The organism is Streptomyces sp. NPDC036813 (assembly GCF_055609245.1).
This window is the reverse complement of the sequence record NZ_JBVJPV010000002.1, coordinates 19158-34247: the sequence shown is the minus strand read 5'-3', so window position 1 is coordinate 34247 and position 15090 is coordinate 19158. Positions and strand designations below refer to the sequence as shown.

Genomic DNA, 15090 nt, shown 5'->3' with positions numbered 1-15090 from the left:
CGGGCCTCAGCCCTGCTGGAACAGCTCCGCCGGGAGCGGCTTCAGCAGGGCGTACAGGTCGTCCGTGATGGGGCGGTCCCAGGCGGCGATGGTGACCAGGACGTTGTCGCTGCGGTCGAACTGCACGCAGGAGATGCGGGACTCCGACAGCTTCAGCCGGCGCACGATGAGGAGGTTGTCGCCCTGCAGCACGGGCACGTCCTCGGTGCCGACCACGGTCACCTCCTCGTCGTTCTCCAGTGCCAGCAGCAGCTGCGCCACCTCGAAGGGGACCTCTCCCTCGTCGACCTCCCGGGCCGGTGAGCCCTCGGGGAGATTGCCGATGATCATGGCGGGGCCGCGGCCGCCGAAGAGGTCGTAGCGCAGGTAGACGCCCTGGCAGGTGCCGTCGGGGGCGGGCAGCAGGCCGGCGCCCAGGTTTCCGGGCCAGTCACCCGGGTCCATGGCCAGCACGTCGAAGTCGGGGCCGGCGGGGGTGGCGCTGCGGCGACGGAGGAACGACATGCGGCCAATGGTACGTGCCCGGCGCCCCTTGGCGTCGTGCGGGCCGCCGGCTAGGTGATCTTGCGGTGGCGTTCGTGGTGGCGGGCGACGCGGGCCCGGTTGCCGCAGGAGGGCTTGCACCATTCCTGGCGGGGGTGCTCCTTGAGGAAGTAGCGCACGCACCGCGGGGCGTGGCAGGCCCGCAGCCGTGGCCGGTCGGGACCGGCGAGGAAAGCGATGACGGCGCGGGCGAGGCGGGCGACCAGGTCGTCTGGGCCCGCGGCGGGCAGGTGCCGGCGTACGGGTTCGGTGTCCTCCGCCCAGGTGAGCACGGGTACGACCGGCCGGCGGGCGGCCGCCGCGTTCAGTGTGCGCAGCGCCTGCTCCACGGGCGGCAGCCGGGAGGCGTCGGCCGGGCTGGGCGCGGCGGGGCGTACGGCGCGGGCGAAGAGGGCCCGGACGGCGGCGCGCAGCTCGCGCACCGCGGCCAGGGTGGTCTCGTCGGCGTCGGGCGTCAGCTCGGGGTGGGCCCGCAGCCACGCGGTGAGCCCCGCCGGGTCGGCGAGGTCGTCGCTGACGCCGCCGTGTCCGTCGGGCCGCAGCGTCAGCGCGAGGTCGAGTGCGATCCGGGTGTCCGGGCTGATCGGGTCCTGCATGCGGCCGATGATAGGGGCGCCCGGCGCACGGGCCGCGGGTCACTCCTCCGGCGGATGCGGGGGTACGACCGCGATCGGGCACACCGCGTGCAACAGGACCGCATGGGTGACGGAGCCCAGCAGCCGCGGGGCGAGGAGCCGGCGGCGGTGGCGGCCGACGACGACCAGGTCGGCGCCCTGGGAGGCGGCGACGAGGTTGCCCGCCGCGTCGCCGGGGAGCACGGACGGCTCGGCCCGTACCTCCGGGTGGCGTTCGCGGTGGGGGGCGAGGAAGCCGTCGGTCAGGGCGCGGGTCTCGGCCTCGACGGCCGCCTGGTCGACGGCCGGCGGCAGGATCTCCCCGTGGGTGGTCCAGGTCTGGGCGGGCCACGGGTAGGCGGCGACCACCTGGAGACGGGCCCGGCGCAGCTCGGCCTCCGTGAACGCGAACTCCAGGGTGGCCTCGTCGGGGCCGTCGGCGTTGAGGCCCACGACCACACGGGGGCCCGGCTCGCCCGGCAGCGCGCCCTCGACCGTCCGGTCCGGCCGGGGCACGATGACGACCGGGCACGGGGCCTCCCGCGCCGCGGTCATGCCGTTGGAGCCGAGCAGCAGGCTCGTGAAGCCGCCGCGGCCCCGGGAGCCGAGCACGAGCAGCTGGGCGTCGGCGGCCAGTTCCGGCAGGGCGGCGGCCGGTGCGCCGTCGATGCCGATGTACGCCGCCGCCGGGGCCTGCCCGCACGTCTCGAGGCGGGCGCGGGCGTCGGTGAGCACCGGGTCCTCCTCCGGCGGGGGCGGCAGGACCACGGGCGCGCCGGGCTGCGCCCAGGCGACGTACTGCCGCACATGGACCACCTGCAGGGGAGCCGTGCGCGCCTGGGCCGCTTCGGCGGCCCAGTCCAGGGCGCGCAGGCTGTCCTCGGAGCCGTCGACCGCCGCGATGACCGGCAGGGTGCTCATGCGTCTCTCACCTCCGGAACAAGACCTTCCTCATCCTGGGGCCAGCCTGGCGCAGGCGGCGCCCCGGGAGGGGCTTGTGTGGTCGCGTGTCCGGAAAAGGGGGTGAAAAGCACGCGGGCGGCCCTCGCGGGACGTCGGCCGTCACAGGGCGAGCAGGCCCGCGCTGATCGTCTTGAAGTCACACGCGGTGAGGCAGAAGGTCGCCGGCTCCGGCTCGTGGTCGACGTGCGGCCATGCGCAGCCGGCCACGTGGGCCCTGCGGGCGGCCTCGGCGACGAGCGCGGCGCCGACGCCGGCTCGCGTTCGGGCGCGGCCATCATGGTGTCCGGGGCGAAGGCGTCGGCGCCGCCGTCCCGGGCGAGGTTCACGAAGCCGACGAGCACGCCGTCCCGCCGGGCGCAGACCCGGCCGAGGCCGTGCCCGAGGAGGCGGGCCCGCCACTCGGCTCCGAGGGGCGGGTGCCCGAAACTCTCCGCGTGCAGGCCGTCGGCCACGTCGTCGGTGGGGTCGCCGCGCCAGTCGTAGGTGCCGTACGGGCGGGGTGCGGCTCAGGTCAGATCGAACTCACCCTCCCGTGCGCCGGAGACGAAGGCGCCCCACTCCGCGGGCGTGAAGATCAGGGACGGGCTCGCGGGGCGGCGGCTGTTGCGCATCGCGATGAACCCCTCGACAAAAGCGATCTGGACATCTCCCAGGCCTCGGCTGCCCGACTGCCACTGGGCGTTGCTGAGGTCCAGCTCCGGCTTGTCCCAGCCCGTGAGCGGCTGCTGCTGGATGGTGCTCTCGGCCACGTCCGTGCTCCTCCCGACTCGTCGTCCGCGGTCAGCCTAGCGATCGACGGGGGACCCCAACAGGCCACGTGAGGGGGACCTTTCGGGAGCCTGGGGGATCGGTTCCCACCCGTCACACGGGTGCCGGGGAGGCCGTGGAGAACGCCCGGGTCGGGGGCGGCGCCGGTTCGCGTTCGGGGCCGGGGCCGCGCGCTCTGCACCGGCTGCGTCCCGCAGCGCACGCAACTCGCTGCTCATCCGGGCCACTTGGGGGACCGTCGGTGTATTTCCCGCGTATGGAGCACTGACCGGCGTCCAGCAGCACGGTGCCCGGTCCGCGGGGGGGGCGGACCGGGCACCGTCTTCCGCCCTGGGCGGGCGGGTCGGCTACGACACCGGGTGGGCCAGTTCGATGTCGTGCTCCCCGTCTCCCCCGCCGGCGACGGTGATCCCGGTCGCCTTGGGCGGATAGCCGGTCGCGATCACCGTGTACGCGCCGCTGTCCAGGTCGGAGAAGGCGTACGCCCCGTCCGCGCCGGTCGTGGTCGTGCCGACGACGTTGCCCGCGGCGTCCACCAGCGTGACCCGGGCGTCACCGAGCGGTGCGCCGGCGCCGCGCACGGTGCCCCGGACGTACGCGCCGGCGGTGAGGTCGACGTCGACGCGGGTGACGCCGGTGGCCGATATCTCGGCGTGCAGGGCCAGCGGGCGGTGCTTGGGCGCGTTGACGGCGAGGGTGACGGGACCGGGCACCAGGTCGGTGAGGGCGAACTCGCCGAGGGCGTCGGTGCGTCCGGTGGCCAGGACGTCGCCGCGGACGTCGGTGACGATGACGACCGCGTCGGCGACGGGCGCCCCGCTGTCCGCGGACCGCACCACGCCGCTCAGCCCGCCGGAGCCGTCGAGCAGCACGTCATGGGCGACCTCCCGGCCGGTGACGACGAGGGTGGTGGCCTGCGGCCGGCAGCCGTCGGCCGCCGCGATCAGCACATACGTCCCCGGCCCGGGCGCAGGCAGGGCGTAGGAGCCGTCGGTGTCCGTGACCGCGCGGCCCAACTGCCGTCCTTCGAGGGAGATCAGGGTCAGTGCGGCGCCCGGGACCGGCGCGGATTCGGCACCGCGCACCCGGCCCCGCACCTCGGCTCCACCGGGCGCCGGCTCGTCGCCCCGCAGGCCGGGGACCGTCGCCACCAGCTCGGCGACCGCCCGGGCCAGCGGGACGGCGACCGCCGCGCCGACGGCCTCCTCGTCCACCTCGGCGGCGGCCGGTGCGGGTTCCTCCGCCGGCGCGGGTGCCGGTTCCGGCGCGGGGCCGGGCGCCGCGGCCGGGCGCCGGCCCGGGATGAAGGCGGCGACCAGCAGGGCGAGGAGCGCCGCGCCGCAGCCGGTGGCCATCACCACCTTGAACCCGTTCTCACTGGGCAGCGCCACCGATCCGAGGTTCGTCGTCAGGTGGGCCAGGACGACCCCGGCGATCGCGCTGGCAGTCGAGGTGCCGATGGAGCGCATGAGGGTGTTGAGGCTGTTCGCGGCGGCCGTCTCGGACGGCTCCACCGCGCCCATGATCAGGGCGGGCATCGCACCGTAGGCGAAGCCGACGCCTGCGCCGATCACGCAGGAGACGAGGACGAGCTGCCAGACGGCGCTCATCAGCCAGATGTTCAGCCCGTAGCCGGCCGCGACGATCACCGCGCCGAGCATCAGCGTCACCTTGGGGCCCCTGGCGCGGGAGACGGCGGCGGAGACGGGCGCCATCGCCATCATCACCAGGCCCGTCGGCGCCAGGACGAGACCGGCGTCGAGCATCGACCTGCCGAGGCCGTAGCCGGTCGCCTCGGGGAGCTGGAGCAGTTGCGGCAGCACCAGCGACATGGCGAACATCGAGAAACCGAACGCGATCGAGGCGAGGTTGGTGACCAGCACCTGGCGGCGGGCGGTGGTGCGCAGGTCGACCAGCGGTTGACTGGTGCGCAGTTCGTAGACGCCCCACAGCAGCAGGACCACGACCGCCGCGGCGAAGAGGCCGAGCGTGGTGCCGCTGCCCCAGCCCCAGTCCGCCCCCTTGGAGATGGCCAGGAGCAGGCAGATCAGTCCGGTCGCCATGCCCAGCGCGCCGACGCCGTCGAAGCGGCCGCCCGTGCGCACCGCCGATTCCGGCACCAGCGCCAGGACCAGCGTGAACGCCACCGCGCCCAGCGCGGCGGAGGTCCAGAACAGCACGTGCCAGTCGAAGTGGTCGGCGATCAGGGCCGCGGCGGGCAGGCCGAGTGCGCCGCCGACGCCGAGCGAGGCGCTCATCAGCGCCGTCGCCGAGCCCAGGCGCTCGGCGGGCAGTTCGTCGCGCATGATGCTGATGCCGAGCGGGATCACACCGGAGGCCAGGCCCTGCAGCGCCCGGCCCACGACCATCGGCGCCAGGCTGTCGCTGAGCGCGGCCGTCACCGACCCCGCCACCAGCAGCACCACACTCGCCAGCAGCAGCCGCCGCTTGCCGAACATGTCCCCGAGGCGCCCCATCACCGGCGTCGCCACGGCGGCCGCGAGGAGCGTCGCGGTGACCGCCCACGCCGCGTCGGAGGCGGACGCGTCGAGCAGCTTCGGCAGCTCGGGCACGATCGGGATCACCAGGGTCTGCATCAGCGAGACGACGATCCCGCCGAAGGCCAGCACCGCCACCACGAGGTTGGTCCGCCCGGGAGCGGTCACCTCCTCGGCGGGCCGGGGATGAGCGTGAGACATGACTGTCGGGCCTCCGTGAGGGCAGCGCGCATCGATACGGCCCACGAAGGTAGGACAATTGATTGACTTAGGCAAGGAGATGGGGGAAGTGTGATCGTCCCGTGAGAATCCGGCCGGGGCGGAGGGTCAACTCGCCCACCCCACAAGGCGTTCGCCCGTTTCGTGCTCGCGGAGCAGGGCCAGCGACTGCTTCTCCAGCTGCCGCACCCGCTCACGGGTCAGCCCCACGTGCCGGGCCACCTCGTCCAGGGTGCGCGGCCGGCCGTCGTGGAGGCCGTAGCGCAGGCTGAGGATCATCGCCTCGCGGGGTGCGAGAGTGCCGACGGCGTCGCGCAGTTCCTCCGCCAGCGCCTGGTACTCGGCGACCTCCGGGGCCTGCAGGACGTCCGTGTCCGGGATGAGGTCGCCGACCACCGTCTCGCCGGTCTCGTCGACCGGGGTGTCCAGGCTGACCGACTGCCGCCCCACACGGCGCAGCCACACCACCTTGTCCCGGGCGAGCTTGCCCTCCTCGGCCACCTCCTCGGGGGTCGGTTCCCTCCCGAGGGCCAGTTGCAGACGCCGTTCCACCTTGGCGAGTTTCTGCAGCTGCTCGACGACGTGCATCGGCAGCCGTACCGTCCGGGCGTGGTTGGCCAGGCCCCGCTCGATGGCCTGACGGATCCACCAGGTGGCGTACGTGGAGAACTTGAAGCCCTTGGTGTGGTCGAACTTCTCCACCGCCCGGATCAGGCCGAGGTTGCCCTCCTGGATGACGTCCAGCAGCGGCAGCCCGCGATGGGCGTGCCGTTTGGCCATCGAGACCACCAGGCGCAGGTTGGCGCGGACCATGTGGTCCTTGGCCGCCTGTCCGTCGCGCACGGTGGCCTCCAGTGCGGCCCGCCGCCGCGGGGCCGGCTCGCGCTCCCCGGCGTCGGCCTGCTCCAGTTCCTCCAGGGCCTCGACGCCGGCCTCGATGCGCTGGGCGAGCCGCACCTCCTGCCCGGCGTCCAGGAGGGGGGTGGCCGCGATCTGCGCCAGGTACTGCCCGAGCAGATCCGGCTCGTCGTCGAGTCCGCCGACCGGGTCGCGGCGCCGTGACGTGCGGGCCCGTGCCGGGCCGTCGCGGCGGGGGCCGGAGGGGGCCGTGCGTCCCTGCGGAGGCATCGTTCGCTCCTCGCACTCTGGGCGTGTCCGGGCGCCCGGGTACCCGGCGGGCACCGGGCGAACCACGGGTCCGCGCACGCATGAGCGGTGCGCAGGGCCCGGCAGCTGCGCGAGGTGCAAAGGCCGGGCACACGTGCGAGGTGCGCAGGGCGGGGCACGCATGCGAGGTGGTGAACTCCGGTACTCGGCTCCCGCACCCCGGCGGAGAGGAGGAGCCGATGTCCACTCCCCTGACGGTCGACGCACGCGCCTACGGGCTGGCCGGCGACGGCACCACCGACGACCGGCCGGCGCTCGCCGCCCTGGTGGACGAGCTGGGCTCGGCCTGCGCGGCGGACCGGCTGCCGCGCCGGATCCTGGTCCCGCCGGGCCGCTACACGATCCTCGACGAGCCGGTGGTGTGGCGCAGCGGAGTGTCGCTGATCGGTGCCGGAAGCGGCGCCACCTGCTTCGTGCTGCGCAACCCCGGCCGTCCTTCCGAACCGGTGCCGCTGGCCTGGTTCACCGCGCAGCAGCACGACGCCGGGCCGGAGAACCATCTGGCCGACGTGACCTTCGCGCACTTCGAGATCGACGCGTCGGGGGCGCGGACGACGGACTACCACCCGCTGGCCAAGGGCCTCGGGCTGCAGTACGTGCTGCGCGGCCGGTTCAGCGACCTGTACGTCCACGATGCCGCCGCGACCGGCTTCGGCTGCGATTTCCTGCAGGACACGGTGGTGGAGGGGGTGCTCGCCGAGCGCTGCGGGGCGCAGGACCCGGGGATGAAGATGGGCGGCGCCGGCATCGGGATCGGCATCGGCGGCTGGGGGGACGTGGAGCGGCTGACGGTGACGGCGTGCACGGCGACCGGCAACGGGACGAACGGGATCTTCCTGGAGTTGCAGCAGGCGCACTGGACGTCACCGCGGGGCATCCGGATCACCGCGTGCCACACCGAGGACAACCGGTTCGGCATCTCCGACTGGGGTGCGGACGGGCTCCTTGTCGCCAACTGCACGATGCTCGGCAACCACCAGGCCGGGTTCGACGTGTCCTCGCAGGGCACGTCCGGGATCGGCGGGCGGGGCGGGATCGTCACGGGCTGCGTCATCGACGGCAACGTGCGCGACGGGATCGGGTTCGGGAACACGCCGGGGCCGTATGCCTTCCGCGGCAACCGGATCAGCGACAACGGGCGCTACGGGTACTGGGAGCACAATCTGGCGGGCGGCGACCAGGAGCCGGCGACGGACGTCGTCCTGGAGTCCAACGACATCCGCGGCAACGGGCTGGACGGGGTGCGGGTGGACGCCGGGCTGCGGGAGCCGGCGTTCCTCGGCAACCGGTTCCGCGACAACGGGCGGCGGGCCGCACCCGCGGCGGAGGGCGGCGGGGACGGGGTCCGGTACCTGGCGCGTTCGGCGATCGACGAGCACGCCGACTGGCCGGCCGACGGCCACCGGGGCAAGCGGGTGACGGTGCGCGGGCTGAGCGCGGTGGTGCTGCGCAACACGTCGACGGAGCTCACCCTGGCGCCGTGCCGACCCGGCGCGGACACGGCCTGGAGCGACGGCACACCTCCCGCGGGCAGCGCCTACCGGCTGCCGGACCGTCCCGCGCCGCGCGCCGGGCTCACCGTGGCGGCTGCGCTGACCCGCCCCCATGTGCACGGCAACCGCTTCTGGGACGACCAGGAGCCGCGCACCCAGAGCCACGCCCTGTGGATCACACCCGACGGCCATTGGGAGGGCGGACGCGTCACCGACAACGACTTCACCGGCAACGCCGACCGTTCCACCCGCTTCGACACGGCACCCCAGGGCGGCCGCTGGAGGGACAACGAGGCGTGAACACCCCGCGGGTGTGCCGGGCGCCGGGTGGTGACCGTCTCGACGGCGCCGTGGGCCCGGCAGCCCCTGCCCGGATGTGTGCCCGGCCTTGCCGCTAGCCTCCCGCCGCCTGGACGCGTCCTTCCTGCGGGAGTTGCAGGCGGGCGCCCTGGCGGAGGAGTTCCTGCTGGACGAGGGCGGCGGGGACCCTGCGCGGGGAGCGGCCGAGGCGTACGGCGAGGGCGGCGCAGGCGCCCGCGGCCTGGCCCGTCGCCATGGCGATCGGCATGACGCGGTACGAGGAGTGCGCCACGTGGGAGCCGGAGATGCAGCGCCCGGCGACCAGGAGGCGTTCGGTGCCCTGGGGCAGCAGGCAGCGCAGCGGGATGTCGTAGAAGCGGCCGCGCGGCACGCGTTTGAGCACCGTGCCGGTGCCGCGCGGGTTGTGGATGTCGATCGGGTAGGCGCCGTGCGCCACGACGTCCGGGAACGAGCGGGCGCCGAGGATGTCGTGGCCGGTGAGGTGGTAGTCGCCGAGGATCCGGCGGGTCTCGCGGACCCCGATCTGGGTGCCGCTCTGCACGGTGTACGCCTTCTCGAAGCCCGGCACCCGCGTGCGCAGGAAGCGGTCGATCTGTTCCATCTGGCGGCGGGCGACGCACTCGGCGCGGGTCAGGTCCCAGACGTCGATGCCGAGGGCCCTGGTGACGCGCGTGCTGTTGACGCTCAGCTCGTGCGGGTGCGGGGTGGCGAAGAAGAGCATGTCCTCGCGGGCGAGGCGCAGTTCGCCGTCCTTGGTGGCCTCCTCCACGAGGTCCCACAGTCCGTGCACGCCGCGCCACTGGTCGGGGTGGGCGTGCACGTACCCGGCGAAGCCCTCCGGGTCGAAGTCGGCGACGCGGAACATCAGCGTCATCGGCTGCACCCGCCCGTCCTCGGGCCGCCCGACCTCGAACGGCGCCCCCGCCGCGGCCGCCACGTCGCCGTCCCCGGTGCCGTCGACGACCACGTCGGCGTCGATCACCACCGGCCCGGACTTGGTCTCGAACACCACCCGCCAGCCGTCGTCCAGGGGCAGCGCGGCGGAGGCGAAGGAGTGCAGCAGCAGCCGTACGCCGGCCTCGTCGAGCAGGTCGAGGAGGACGAGTTTGAAGGTCTCCGGGTCGAAGGGCACGGTGTAGCCGGTGTCGAGGGAGGGCGGGATGCAGCCGCCGCGTGCGGTGAGCCGGTCCAGCAGCCGCCACAGGAACCCGGCCACGACCGCCTCGCCCTCGCCGTGGTCGGAGGGCAGCAGCCGGCCGTCCAGCCCGGCCTCGTCGAAGACGGCCTGCTTCTGCTCGTTGTGGAACGACATCAGCGGCATCACCAGGGCGGCGGTGGCGTTGCCGCCGAGGAAGCCGTAGCGCTCCACCAGGACGACGTCGGCGCCGGCCTCCGCGGCGGCGTGGGCTGCGGCCGTGCCGGACGGCCCGCCGCCGACGACGAGGACGTCCGTGCGGCCCCCGTGCCGTGCCGGGCGCGCGGGCAGGGTGACGGTGCGGGGTTCACGGGGCGGTTCCAGGAGGGGCATGTCCTCTTCCCGTCGGCTGGTTCCGGGGTGCTCGGCAGGGCGGCGGCCTGGCGGGAGATCAGACCGGGAAGGCCGTGTGGGCCCGCGGCGGCGGGTCGCCCGCGCCCAGGCGGTCGTCGCCGGCGAGGCCGGCCGGGTCGGCCGGGAGGGCCTGGAGGGTGTCGAGGAGCGCGCCGCAGCGCGCACAGGTCTCGCGTGAGCGTTCCCGCAGTTGCCGGACCCGCTCGTCGAAGTCGGGGCGCCGCTGCGGGAACTCGTCCCACAGCCGGTCCACCTCGGCCAGCAGCAGCCCGGCCTGTTCGCGGGCCACGCCGACCAGCGCGGGCGCGCCCAGGCGGCGGGCGAAGTCGAAGACCTTGCCGGAGTACGGCAGCGGCAGCACGGGCAGCCCGGTCAGCGCCGCGAAGATCAGGAAGTGCAGGCGCATGCCGACCACCAGGTCGAGGTGGCTCATGAAGCCGAGGACCTGGCCGGGGCTGTAGGAGTTGTGCAGGATACGCCCTCGGTCGGGCGCGGTCATCCGGGACAGTACGCCGTGGGCGTGCCGGACGTCCTGGCGCTCCATCGGTACGAACACCACGTGCGCGTCGAGCCGGCGGACCAGGAAGTCGGCGACGTCGGCGAGCAGGGCGTGGTAGTCGCCCTCGTCGAGTTTCTCCGCCGCCCGGCCCGGCTCGCGCACCGACATCCCCACCAGCCGGACACCGGCCGGGACGCCCTCCTGCCGCATCATCTGTTCGGTGAACGGCTCGGGGGGCAGCAGCAGGGCCGGATCGGCGGTGACGGTGAGGTCGCGGTCGATGCCGACCTCCTCCAGGACCAGCCGGGACTCCTCGTCGCGCACCACCACGTCCGCCATGGCCGGCAGCACCGTGCGCACCGCCGCCCGGTCGTCGGCCTCGCGCAGCGGCCCGGCGCCGATCGCGTAGGCGAACGTGGGCACGCCCCGGGCCTGGGCCGCGCCGACCAGACGCAGATACCGGCGGGCCTCACCGTCGTACAGGATGCCGCCGCCGCCCAGCACCAGCAGATCCAGGCCGGCCAGCACGTCGAGGACCGGCTTCTGCGGGACGCCCTCCCAGTCGACGACCTCGTCGGCCTGGCTCTGGTGGGCGCGGGTGTGCTCGGCGTCGCGGCTGAACACGACGAGCCTCGCCTGCGGACGGTGGGCGCGCAGACAGCTCAGGACACAGGTGAGGATGGCTTCGTCGCCGGTGTTGAAGCCACCGTAGGAGCCGAGCACGCCGATGCGTGGGCCGCCCCGGCCGGGCGCTGAGGGCTCGGTGATGGTCATCCGGACCTCCTCGGAACGCGACGGCGGGCACAGGCCGCCGGGCGTACTGGGTCGTGCCGTCGGCCCCGGGTTGCCTGCGCCGTCCGGGGACAACACACCCGCGCGCACGGGTACCCCGAGGGCGTGGCGATGTGTTCAGTGTGCGGTCGCGTGTGGCCGCGCGCGCGGCGGGGCACTCGGGCCCGGCCCGACCGGCCGACCAGGGAGGATTTTCATGACGGCACCCCGCTACGACGAAGAGGGCGAGGTCCCCCTCGGGGGGTACGCCGCGCTCGCGACGACCTTCACCGCGGGGGTCGCACTCTTCGCGGCCGTCGCGCACCGCCGGGGTGTGCGGCCGCCCGAGCGGGTGCCGCCGTGGGACGTGGCCCTCATGGGCACGGCGGTGTTCAAGGCGTCCAGGCTGCTCACCCGGGACAAGATCACGAGTTTTCTGCGGGCGCCGTTCACCCGGCGCACCCGCCAGGGCGAGGCCGGTGAGGTGATGGACGAGCCGCGCGGCGGTGGCGCGCAGCGGGCCGTGGGCGACCTGGTGTCCTGCCCGTTCTGCACCTCGGCGTGGGTGGCGGGCGCGCTCGTGTGCTCCTACGCCGTCGCCCCGCGCGGCACCCGGCTGGTGTGCGCGGGGCTGACCGCCGTCACGGCCGCGGACTGGCTGCAGTACGCCTGGACCTGGGCGCAGCAGAACGCCGAGGGCTGAGGGCGGTGGCCGAGCCGGCCGTGCTCGTCGGGCTGCGGGCGTCGGGGAAGACGACGTTCTGCGAGGGGCATCTGAGCGACGGCCGTGTACTGGTGAGCAAGGACCGCTTCCCGCGCTCCGCCCGGCACAAGCAGGCCCGGCGGATGCGGCTGGTCGAGGAGGCGCCGGCCGCCGGGCGGTCGGTGGTGGTGGACCACACCGACCCCTCGCCCGAGGAGTGGCGTCCACTGGTGGCCGCGGCACGGACGCACGGGGCACGGGCCGTCGCGTACTGGTTCCCGCAGGACCTCGCGGGCTCGCTGCGCCGCAACGACGCGCGCACGGGCGGCGCGCGGGTGCCCGGCATCGGTGTCCACGCCCCGCTGCGGCGGTCGAGCCGGGCGGGGGCCGCCGACGGCTTCGACGCCGTGTACATCGTGCGCTTCGACGGTCGGGGCGGGTTCGTGGTGGGGCGGCCGGCGGACGCTTCGTGTGAGTTCAGGCGGCGTGCACCGGGCGCGGTGCCACCGGGAGACGGACGTCCCGCATCACGAAGCCGTCGGCGACCTTCGCGGGGAGGCGGCGCAGGGAGATCCGGAGATCCTGCGGCGGCACCGTGTATTCGAGGGCGGCCAGCCGCTGGGCGAGCGCTTCGAGCAGCCCGATGGTCAGGCCCTCGCCGGGGCAGCGGTGACCGGTGGCGGGATCGCCCCCGCCCTGCGGGATCAGCTCGTCGCGGTCGACGACGTGCCGGCGGAACCGCTCGGGGCGGAAGACGTAGGGATCGCCCCACAGCCCGGCGTCGTGGTTCTGGCCGAAGACGTCGAGCAGGACGAGCCCGCCGGCCGGTACCGCCGCCCCCTGCCAGGTCAGGTCACGCACGGCCACGCCGGCGAGGTAGGGCGCGAAGGGGTAGAAGCGGCGCACCTCGTTGACGAAGGCGGCCGCGTCGGAGAGATCGCCGCCGCGCAGCCGCGCGCGGTGCTGCGGCCAGCGGTGCAGGGCGTGCGCGGTGTACGCCACGAACCAGGCGACCGCGGCGGTGGGGCGGACGATGTTCAGCAGCTCGACGGCGGCCGTGCGCGCGTCCAGCTCCTCCCCGGTGGCCTCGCGGTGCCGGCACACGGCCGCCAGCAGGGAGCCCGCGGGGGCGTCGGCGCGTCCGGCGCGCACGTCCTCGACCAGCCGGGTGAACCGCTTCTCCTGCCGGCTGCGGGCGCGGCGGGCCCGCCAGTGCCGGGGGCCGGCGGTGGCGAAGCCGTCGACCATCGCCACCAGGTCGGGTGCGAGCCGCTGGGCGCCGCCACCGTCCTCGTCGAGCGGAACACCCGCCCAGCGGCACACGCCGCGGGTCAGCACCTCGGCCGCCCCGTCGAACAGCACCACCTGTTCCGCGGCGCTCCAGTCCCGTACGGCGTCGTCCCAGGCGGGAACCACGTGCTCGACGAGGGCGGCGATCCGGTCGCCGTGCGACAGGGGCAGGAACAGCCGCTTTCGCGCGCGATGGGCGTCACCGTCGAGGGTGTGGACGGCGCCGTGCCCGAACAGGGCGCTGAGCACGGGGCCCGGCAGCGCGCCGGAGCGGTGGACGTGGTCCTCGTCGTAGAAGAACCGCACCGCCTGCGGCCCGCGCAGGACGAGCGCGGGGCGGCCCAGCACGCGGGTCGCCGCCGCGCCGCCGGGGGCGTGGCGGAGCAGGCCGGGAAGCCAGGTGTAGCCCTGGGTGAGGGCTGTGAGCGAGCGGTCGGACCGGAGGCGGTCGCTGACGTCCATGCCGGCCGGGTGCCCCGGTGGCCGCGCCGGAACACGCGTCCCGGTGATCACACCGGTGTCTCGCGGCGGCTCATGCCGGTATCGGGCGGGCGCTCTCGGCCACCCGGGCCAGTACGTCCTGCCGGAACAGCGCCCGTCCGCGCGCGATGCGCTCGGCGCGTTCCGGGCCGTCGGCGGTGAGCCGTTCGAGTGAAGCGAGCAGGGCCGTTTCGTCGGCGGCCGCGTCGGACAGGCCGAGCGCCGCCATCCGGGCCACACCCTCCGCGCCATGGCCGGGTACGGGCCGGTGGGCGACGACGGGCAGCCCGGCGGCGAGGGCCTGGACGGCGGTCTGGCCCGCCGCGTTGTCGACGAGCGCGCGGGCCGCGTGCAGCAGCCCCGGCATGTCCTCGACCCAGCCCGGGGTCAACACGCCCGGCAGCTCGGCGCAGCGGGCACGCAGGCGTTCGTTGCGGCCGCACAGAACGACGGGGAGGAAGCCCGTCCGGGCGAGCAGCCGGGCGGTGCCGGGCAGCCCGGAGGCGGCTCCCCAGGCGCCCGCGGACAGCACGACGGGCCGGTCGCCGTGGGCGTGCCGGGCGAAGCGCGCGCGCCAGCCGGCCGCACGGGCCGGCGTGCCGTCCCGGGCGGCGGCTCGGCGGTCGTTCTCGGGTGCGAAGAAGTCGGGGGACACGACGGGGCCGGTCGCCTCGGCCGGGGTGCCGATGTCGGCGCTGACCTCGCGGGCTGCCTGCTCGGTGAGGCAGAAGTAGCGGTCGTTTCCGGGGTGCAGCCACTGGCGGTGGACCGCGAAGTCGACGAGGCACACGGTGCTCGGCACCCGCAGCAGGCCGCGCTCGCGCAGATGGCCGGTCAGTTGCGCCGCGAGATGGAACACCGGCACCACCACGTCGGCGCCGCTGCGCTCCACCCGCTTCACGAACCGTCCGGCGGCGAGCCGGGCCAGCGGCACCCCGCTGGGGCGGGGCCCGTCGCCGCGGCGCAGCAGGGCGCGGTAGACGCCCTCGTAGGCCCACGGGGCGTGCAGGACGGACGACCGGTAACCCCGGCGCACCACCCCGCCCAGCGGGTGCGGCAGCAGGGCGAGGACGTCCACGGCGTCGGCCCGGTGGCCGCGCTCGCGGGCGCGGCGGACGAGCTCGGCGGCCACGGTGTCGTGGCCCTCACCCATGCTCGCGCTGACGACCAGGATGCGCCGGGGTCCGCCCGTGGCGGCGCTGGAGGTGTCGT

At 75.0% G+C, this 15090-nt stretch carries 12 protein-coding genes and 1 pseudogene; 3 read left to right on the top strand and 10 right to left on the bottom strand.

Annotation, left to right across the window (positions count from 1 at the left end):
* Positions 1-6: 6 nt before the first annotated feature.
* From ACZ67Q_RS04205 to ACZ67Q_RS04180, 6 genes are all read right to left on the bottom strand, one after another.
* Positions 7-504 carry a hypothetical protein gene (locus ACZ67Q_RS04205; protein ID WP_361638024.1) on the bottom strand — a complete coding sequence of 166 codons (498 nt, stop codon included), beginning with the start codon at positions 502-504 and terminating at the stop codon, positions 7-9.
* A gap of 50 nt (positions 505-554) precedes the next feature.
* On the bottom strand, positions 555-1139 hold the full coding sequence (locus ACZ67Q_RS04200; RefSeq protein WP_471176141.1) for a CGNR zinc finger domain-containing protein: 585 nt from the start codon (positions 1137-1139) through the stop codon (positions 555-557).
* Positions 1140-1178: 39 nt separating this feature from the next.
* Positions 1179-2078, bottom strand: a complete 900-nt coding sequence (locus ACZ67Q_RS04195) for a universal stress protein (protein WP_471176139.1) — start codon at positions 2076-2078, stop codon at positions 1179-1181.
* 548 nt (positions 2079-2626) lie between these two features.
* Positions 2627-2869, bottom strand: coding sequence for a DUF397 domain-containing protein (locus tag ACZ67Q_RS04190; RefSeq protein ID WP_361638029.1), 243 nt, complete (start codon positions 2867-2869; stop codon positions 2627-2629).
* A gap of 366 nt (positions 2870-3235) precedes the next feature.
* Positions 3236-5587, bottom strand: a complete 2352-nt coding sequence (locus ACZ67Q_RS04185; RefSeq protein ID WP_471176134.1) for an MFS transporter — start codon at positions 5585-5587, stop codon at positions 3236-3238.
* Between the two features lie 126 nt (positions 5588-5713).
* Positions 5714-6733, bottom strand: a complete 1020-nt coding sequence (locus ACZ67Q_RS04180) for a sigma-70 family RNA polymerase sigma factor (RefSeq protein ID WP_471176131.1) — start codon at positions 6731-6733, stop codon at positions 5714-5716.
* A 218-nt stretch (positions 6734-6951) separates the two neighbouring features.
* Between ACZ67Q_RS04180 and ACZ67Q_RS04175 the strand changes: the two genes are divergently transcribed.
* Positions 6952-8565 (top strand): right-handed parallel beta-helix repeat-containing protein, encoded by a 1614-nt coding sequence (locus ACZ67Q_RS04175; RefSeq protein ID WP_471176129.1) that lies wholly within the window; start codon positions 6952-6954, stop codon positions 8563-8565.
* A gap of 94 nt (positions 8566-8659) precedes the next feature.
* On the opposite strand, the gene ACZ67Q_RS04170 is transcribed toward ACZ67Q_RS04175, so the two are convergent.
* Positions 8660-10114, bottom strand: coding sequence for an FAD-dependent oxidoreductase (locus tag ACZ67Q_RS04170; protein ID WP_471176126.1), 1455 nt, complete (start codon positions 10112-10114; stop codon positions 8660-8662).
* Between the two features lie 58 nt (positions 10115-10172).
* Positions 10173-11408, bottom strand: coding sequence for a polysaccharide pyruvyl transferase family protein (locus ACZ67Q_RS04165; protein ID WP_471176123.1), 1236 nt, complete (start codon positions 11406-11408; stop codon positions 10173-10175).
* Positions 11409-11622: 214 nt separating this feature from the next.
* Here ACZ67Q_RS04165 and ACZ67Q_RS04160 point away from each other — a divergent pair, with 214 nt between their 5' ends.
* Positions 11623-12108: a DUF1360 domain-containing protein gene (locus ACZ67Q_RS04160; RefSeq protein WP_471176121.1), complete on the top strand. Its 486-nt coding sequence runs from the start codon at positions 11623-11625 to the stop codon at positions 12106-12108.
* Positions 12027-12422, top strand: a pseudogene (locus tag ACZ67Q_RS04155) (AAA family ATPase); the annotation flags it as partial. The gene ACZ67Q_RS04160 and the pseudogene ACZ67Q_RS04155, both read left to right, overlap by 82 nt.
* A gap of 163 nt (positions 12423-12585) precedes the next feature.
* Here the strand turns inward: ACZ67Q_RS04155 and ACZ67Q_RS04150 are convergent.
* Both ACZ67Q_RS04150 and ACZ67Q_RS04145 read right to left on the bottom strand, forming a co-directional pair.
* The gene (locus ACZ67Q_RS04150; RefSeq protein WP_471176118.1) at positions 12586-13860 is read right to left on the bottom strand and encodes a cytochrome P450; all 1275 of its coding nucleotides are present in this window, start codon (positions 13858-13860) and stop codon (positions 12586-12588) included.
* Positions 13861-13930: 70 nt separating this feature from the next.
* Positions 13931-15031, bottom strand: a complete 1101-nt coding sequence (locus ACZ67Q_RS04145; RefSeq protein WP_471177661.1) for an MGDG synthase family glycosyltransferase — start codon at positions 15029-15031, stop codon at positions 13931-13933.
* Positions 15032-15090: the final 59 nt, after the last annotated feature.

Bases quoted from the DNA above. Each gene is read 5' to 3' on its own strand.
- ACZ67Q_RS04185 (WP_471176134.1), bottom strand. From the start codon at position 5,587: ATGTCTCACGCTCATCCCCGGCCCGCCGAGGAGGTGACCGCTCCCGGG.
- ACZ67Q_RS04145 (WP_471177661.1), bottom strand. From the start codon at position 15,031: ATGGGTGAGGGCCACGACACCGTGGCCGCCGAGCTCGTCCGCCGCGCC.
- ACZ67Q_RS04175 (WP_471176129.1), top strand. From the start codon at position 6,952: ATGTCCACTCCCCTGACGGTCGACGCACGCGCCTACGGGCTGGCCGGC.
- ACZ67Q_RS04160 (WP_471176121.1), top strand. From the start codon at position 11,623: ATGACGGCACCCCGCTACGACGAAGAGGGCGAGGTCCCCCTCGGGGGG.
- ACZ67Q_RS04205 (WP_361638024.1), bottom strand. From the start codon at position 504: ATGTCGTTCCTCCGTCGCCGCAGCGCCACCCCCGCCGGCCCCGACTTC.
- ACZ67Q_RS04165 (WP_471176123.1), bottom strand. From the start codon at position 11,408: ATGACCATCACCGAGCCCTCAGCGCCCGGCCGGGGCGGCCCACGCATC.
- ACZ67Q_RS04195 (WP_471176139.1), bottom strand. From the start codon at position 2,078: ATGAGCACCCTGCCGGTCATCGCGGCGGTCGACGGCTCCGAGGACAGC.
- ACZ67Q_RS04200 (WP_471176141.1), bottom strand. From the start codon at position 1,139: ATGCAGGACCCGATCAGCCCGGACACCCGGATCGCACTCGACCTCGCG.
- ACZ67Q_RS04170 (WP_471176126.1), bottom strand. From the start codon at position 10,114: ATGCCCCTCCTGGAACCGCCCCGTGAACCCCGCACCGTCACCCTGCCC.
- ACZ67Q_RS04150 (WP_471176118.1), bottom strand. From the start codon at position 13,860: ATGGACGTCAGCGACCGCCTCCGGTCCGACCGCTCGCTCACAGCCCTC.
- ACZ67Q_RS04180 (WP_471176131.1), bottom strand. From the start codon at position 6,733: ATGCCTCCGCAGGGACGCACGGCCCCCTCCGGCCCCCGCCGCGACGGC.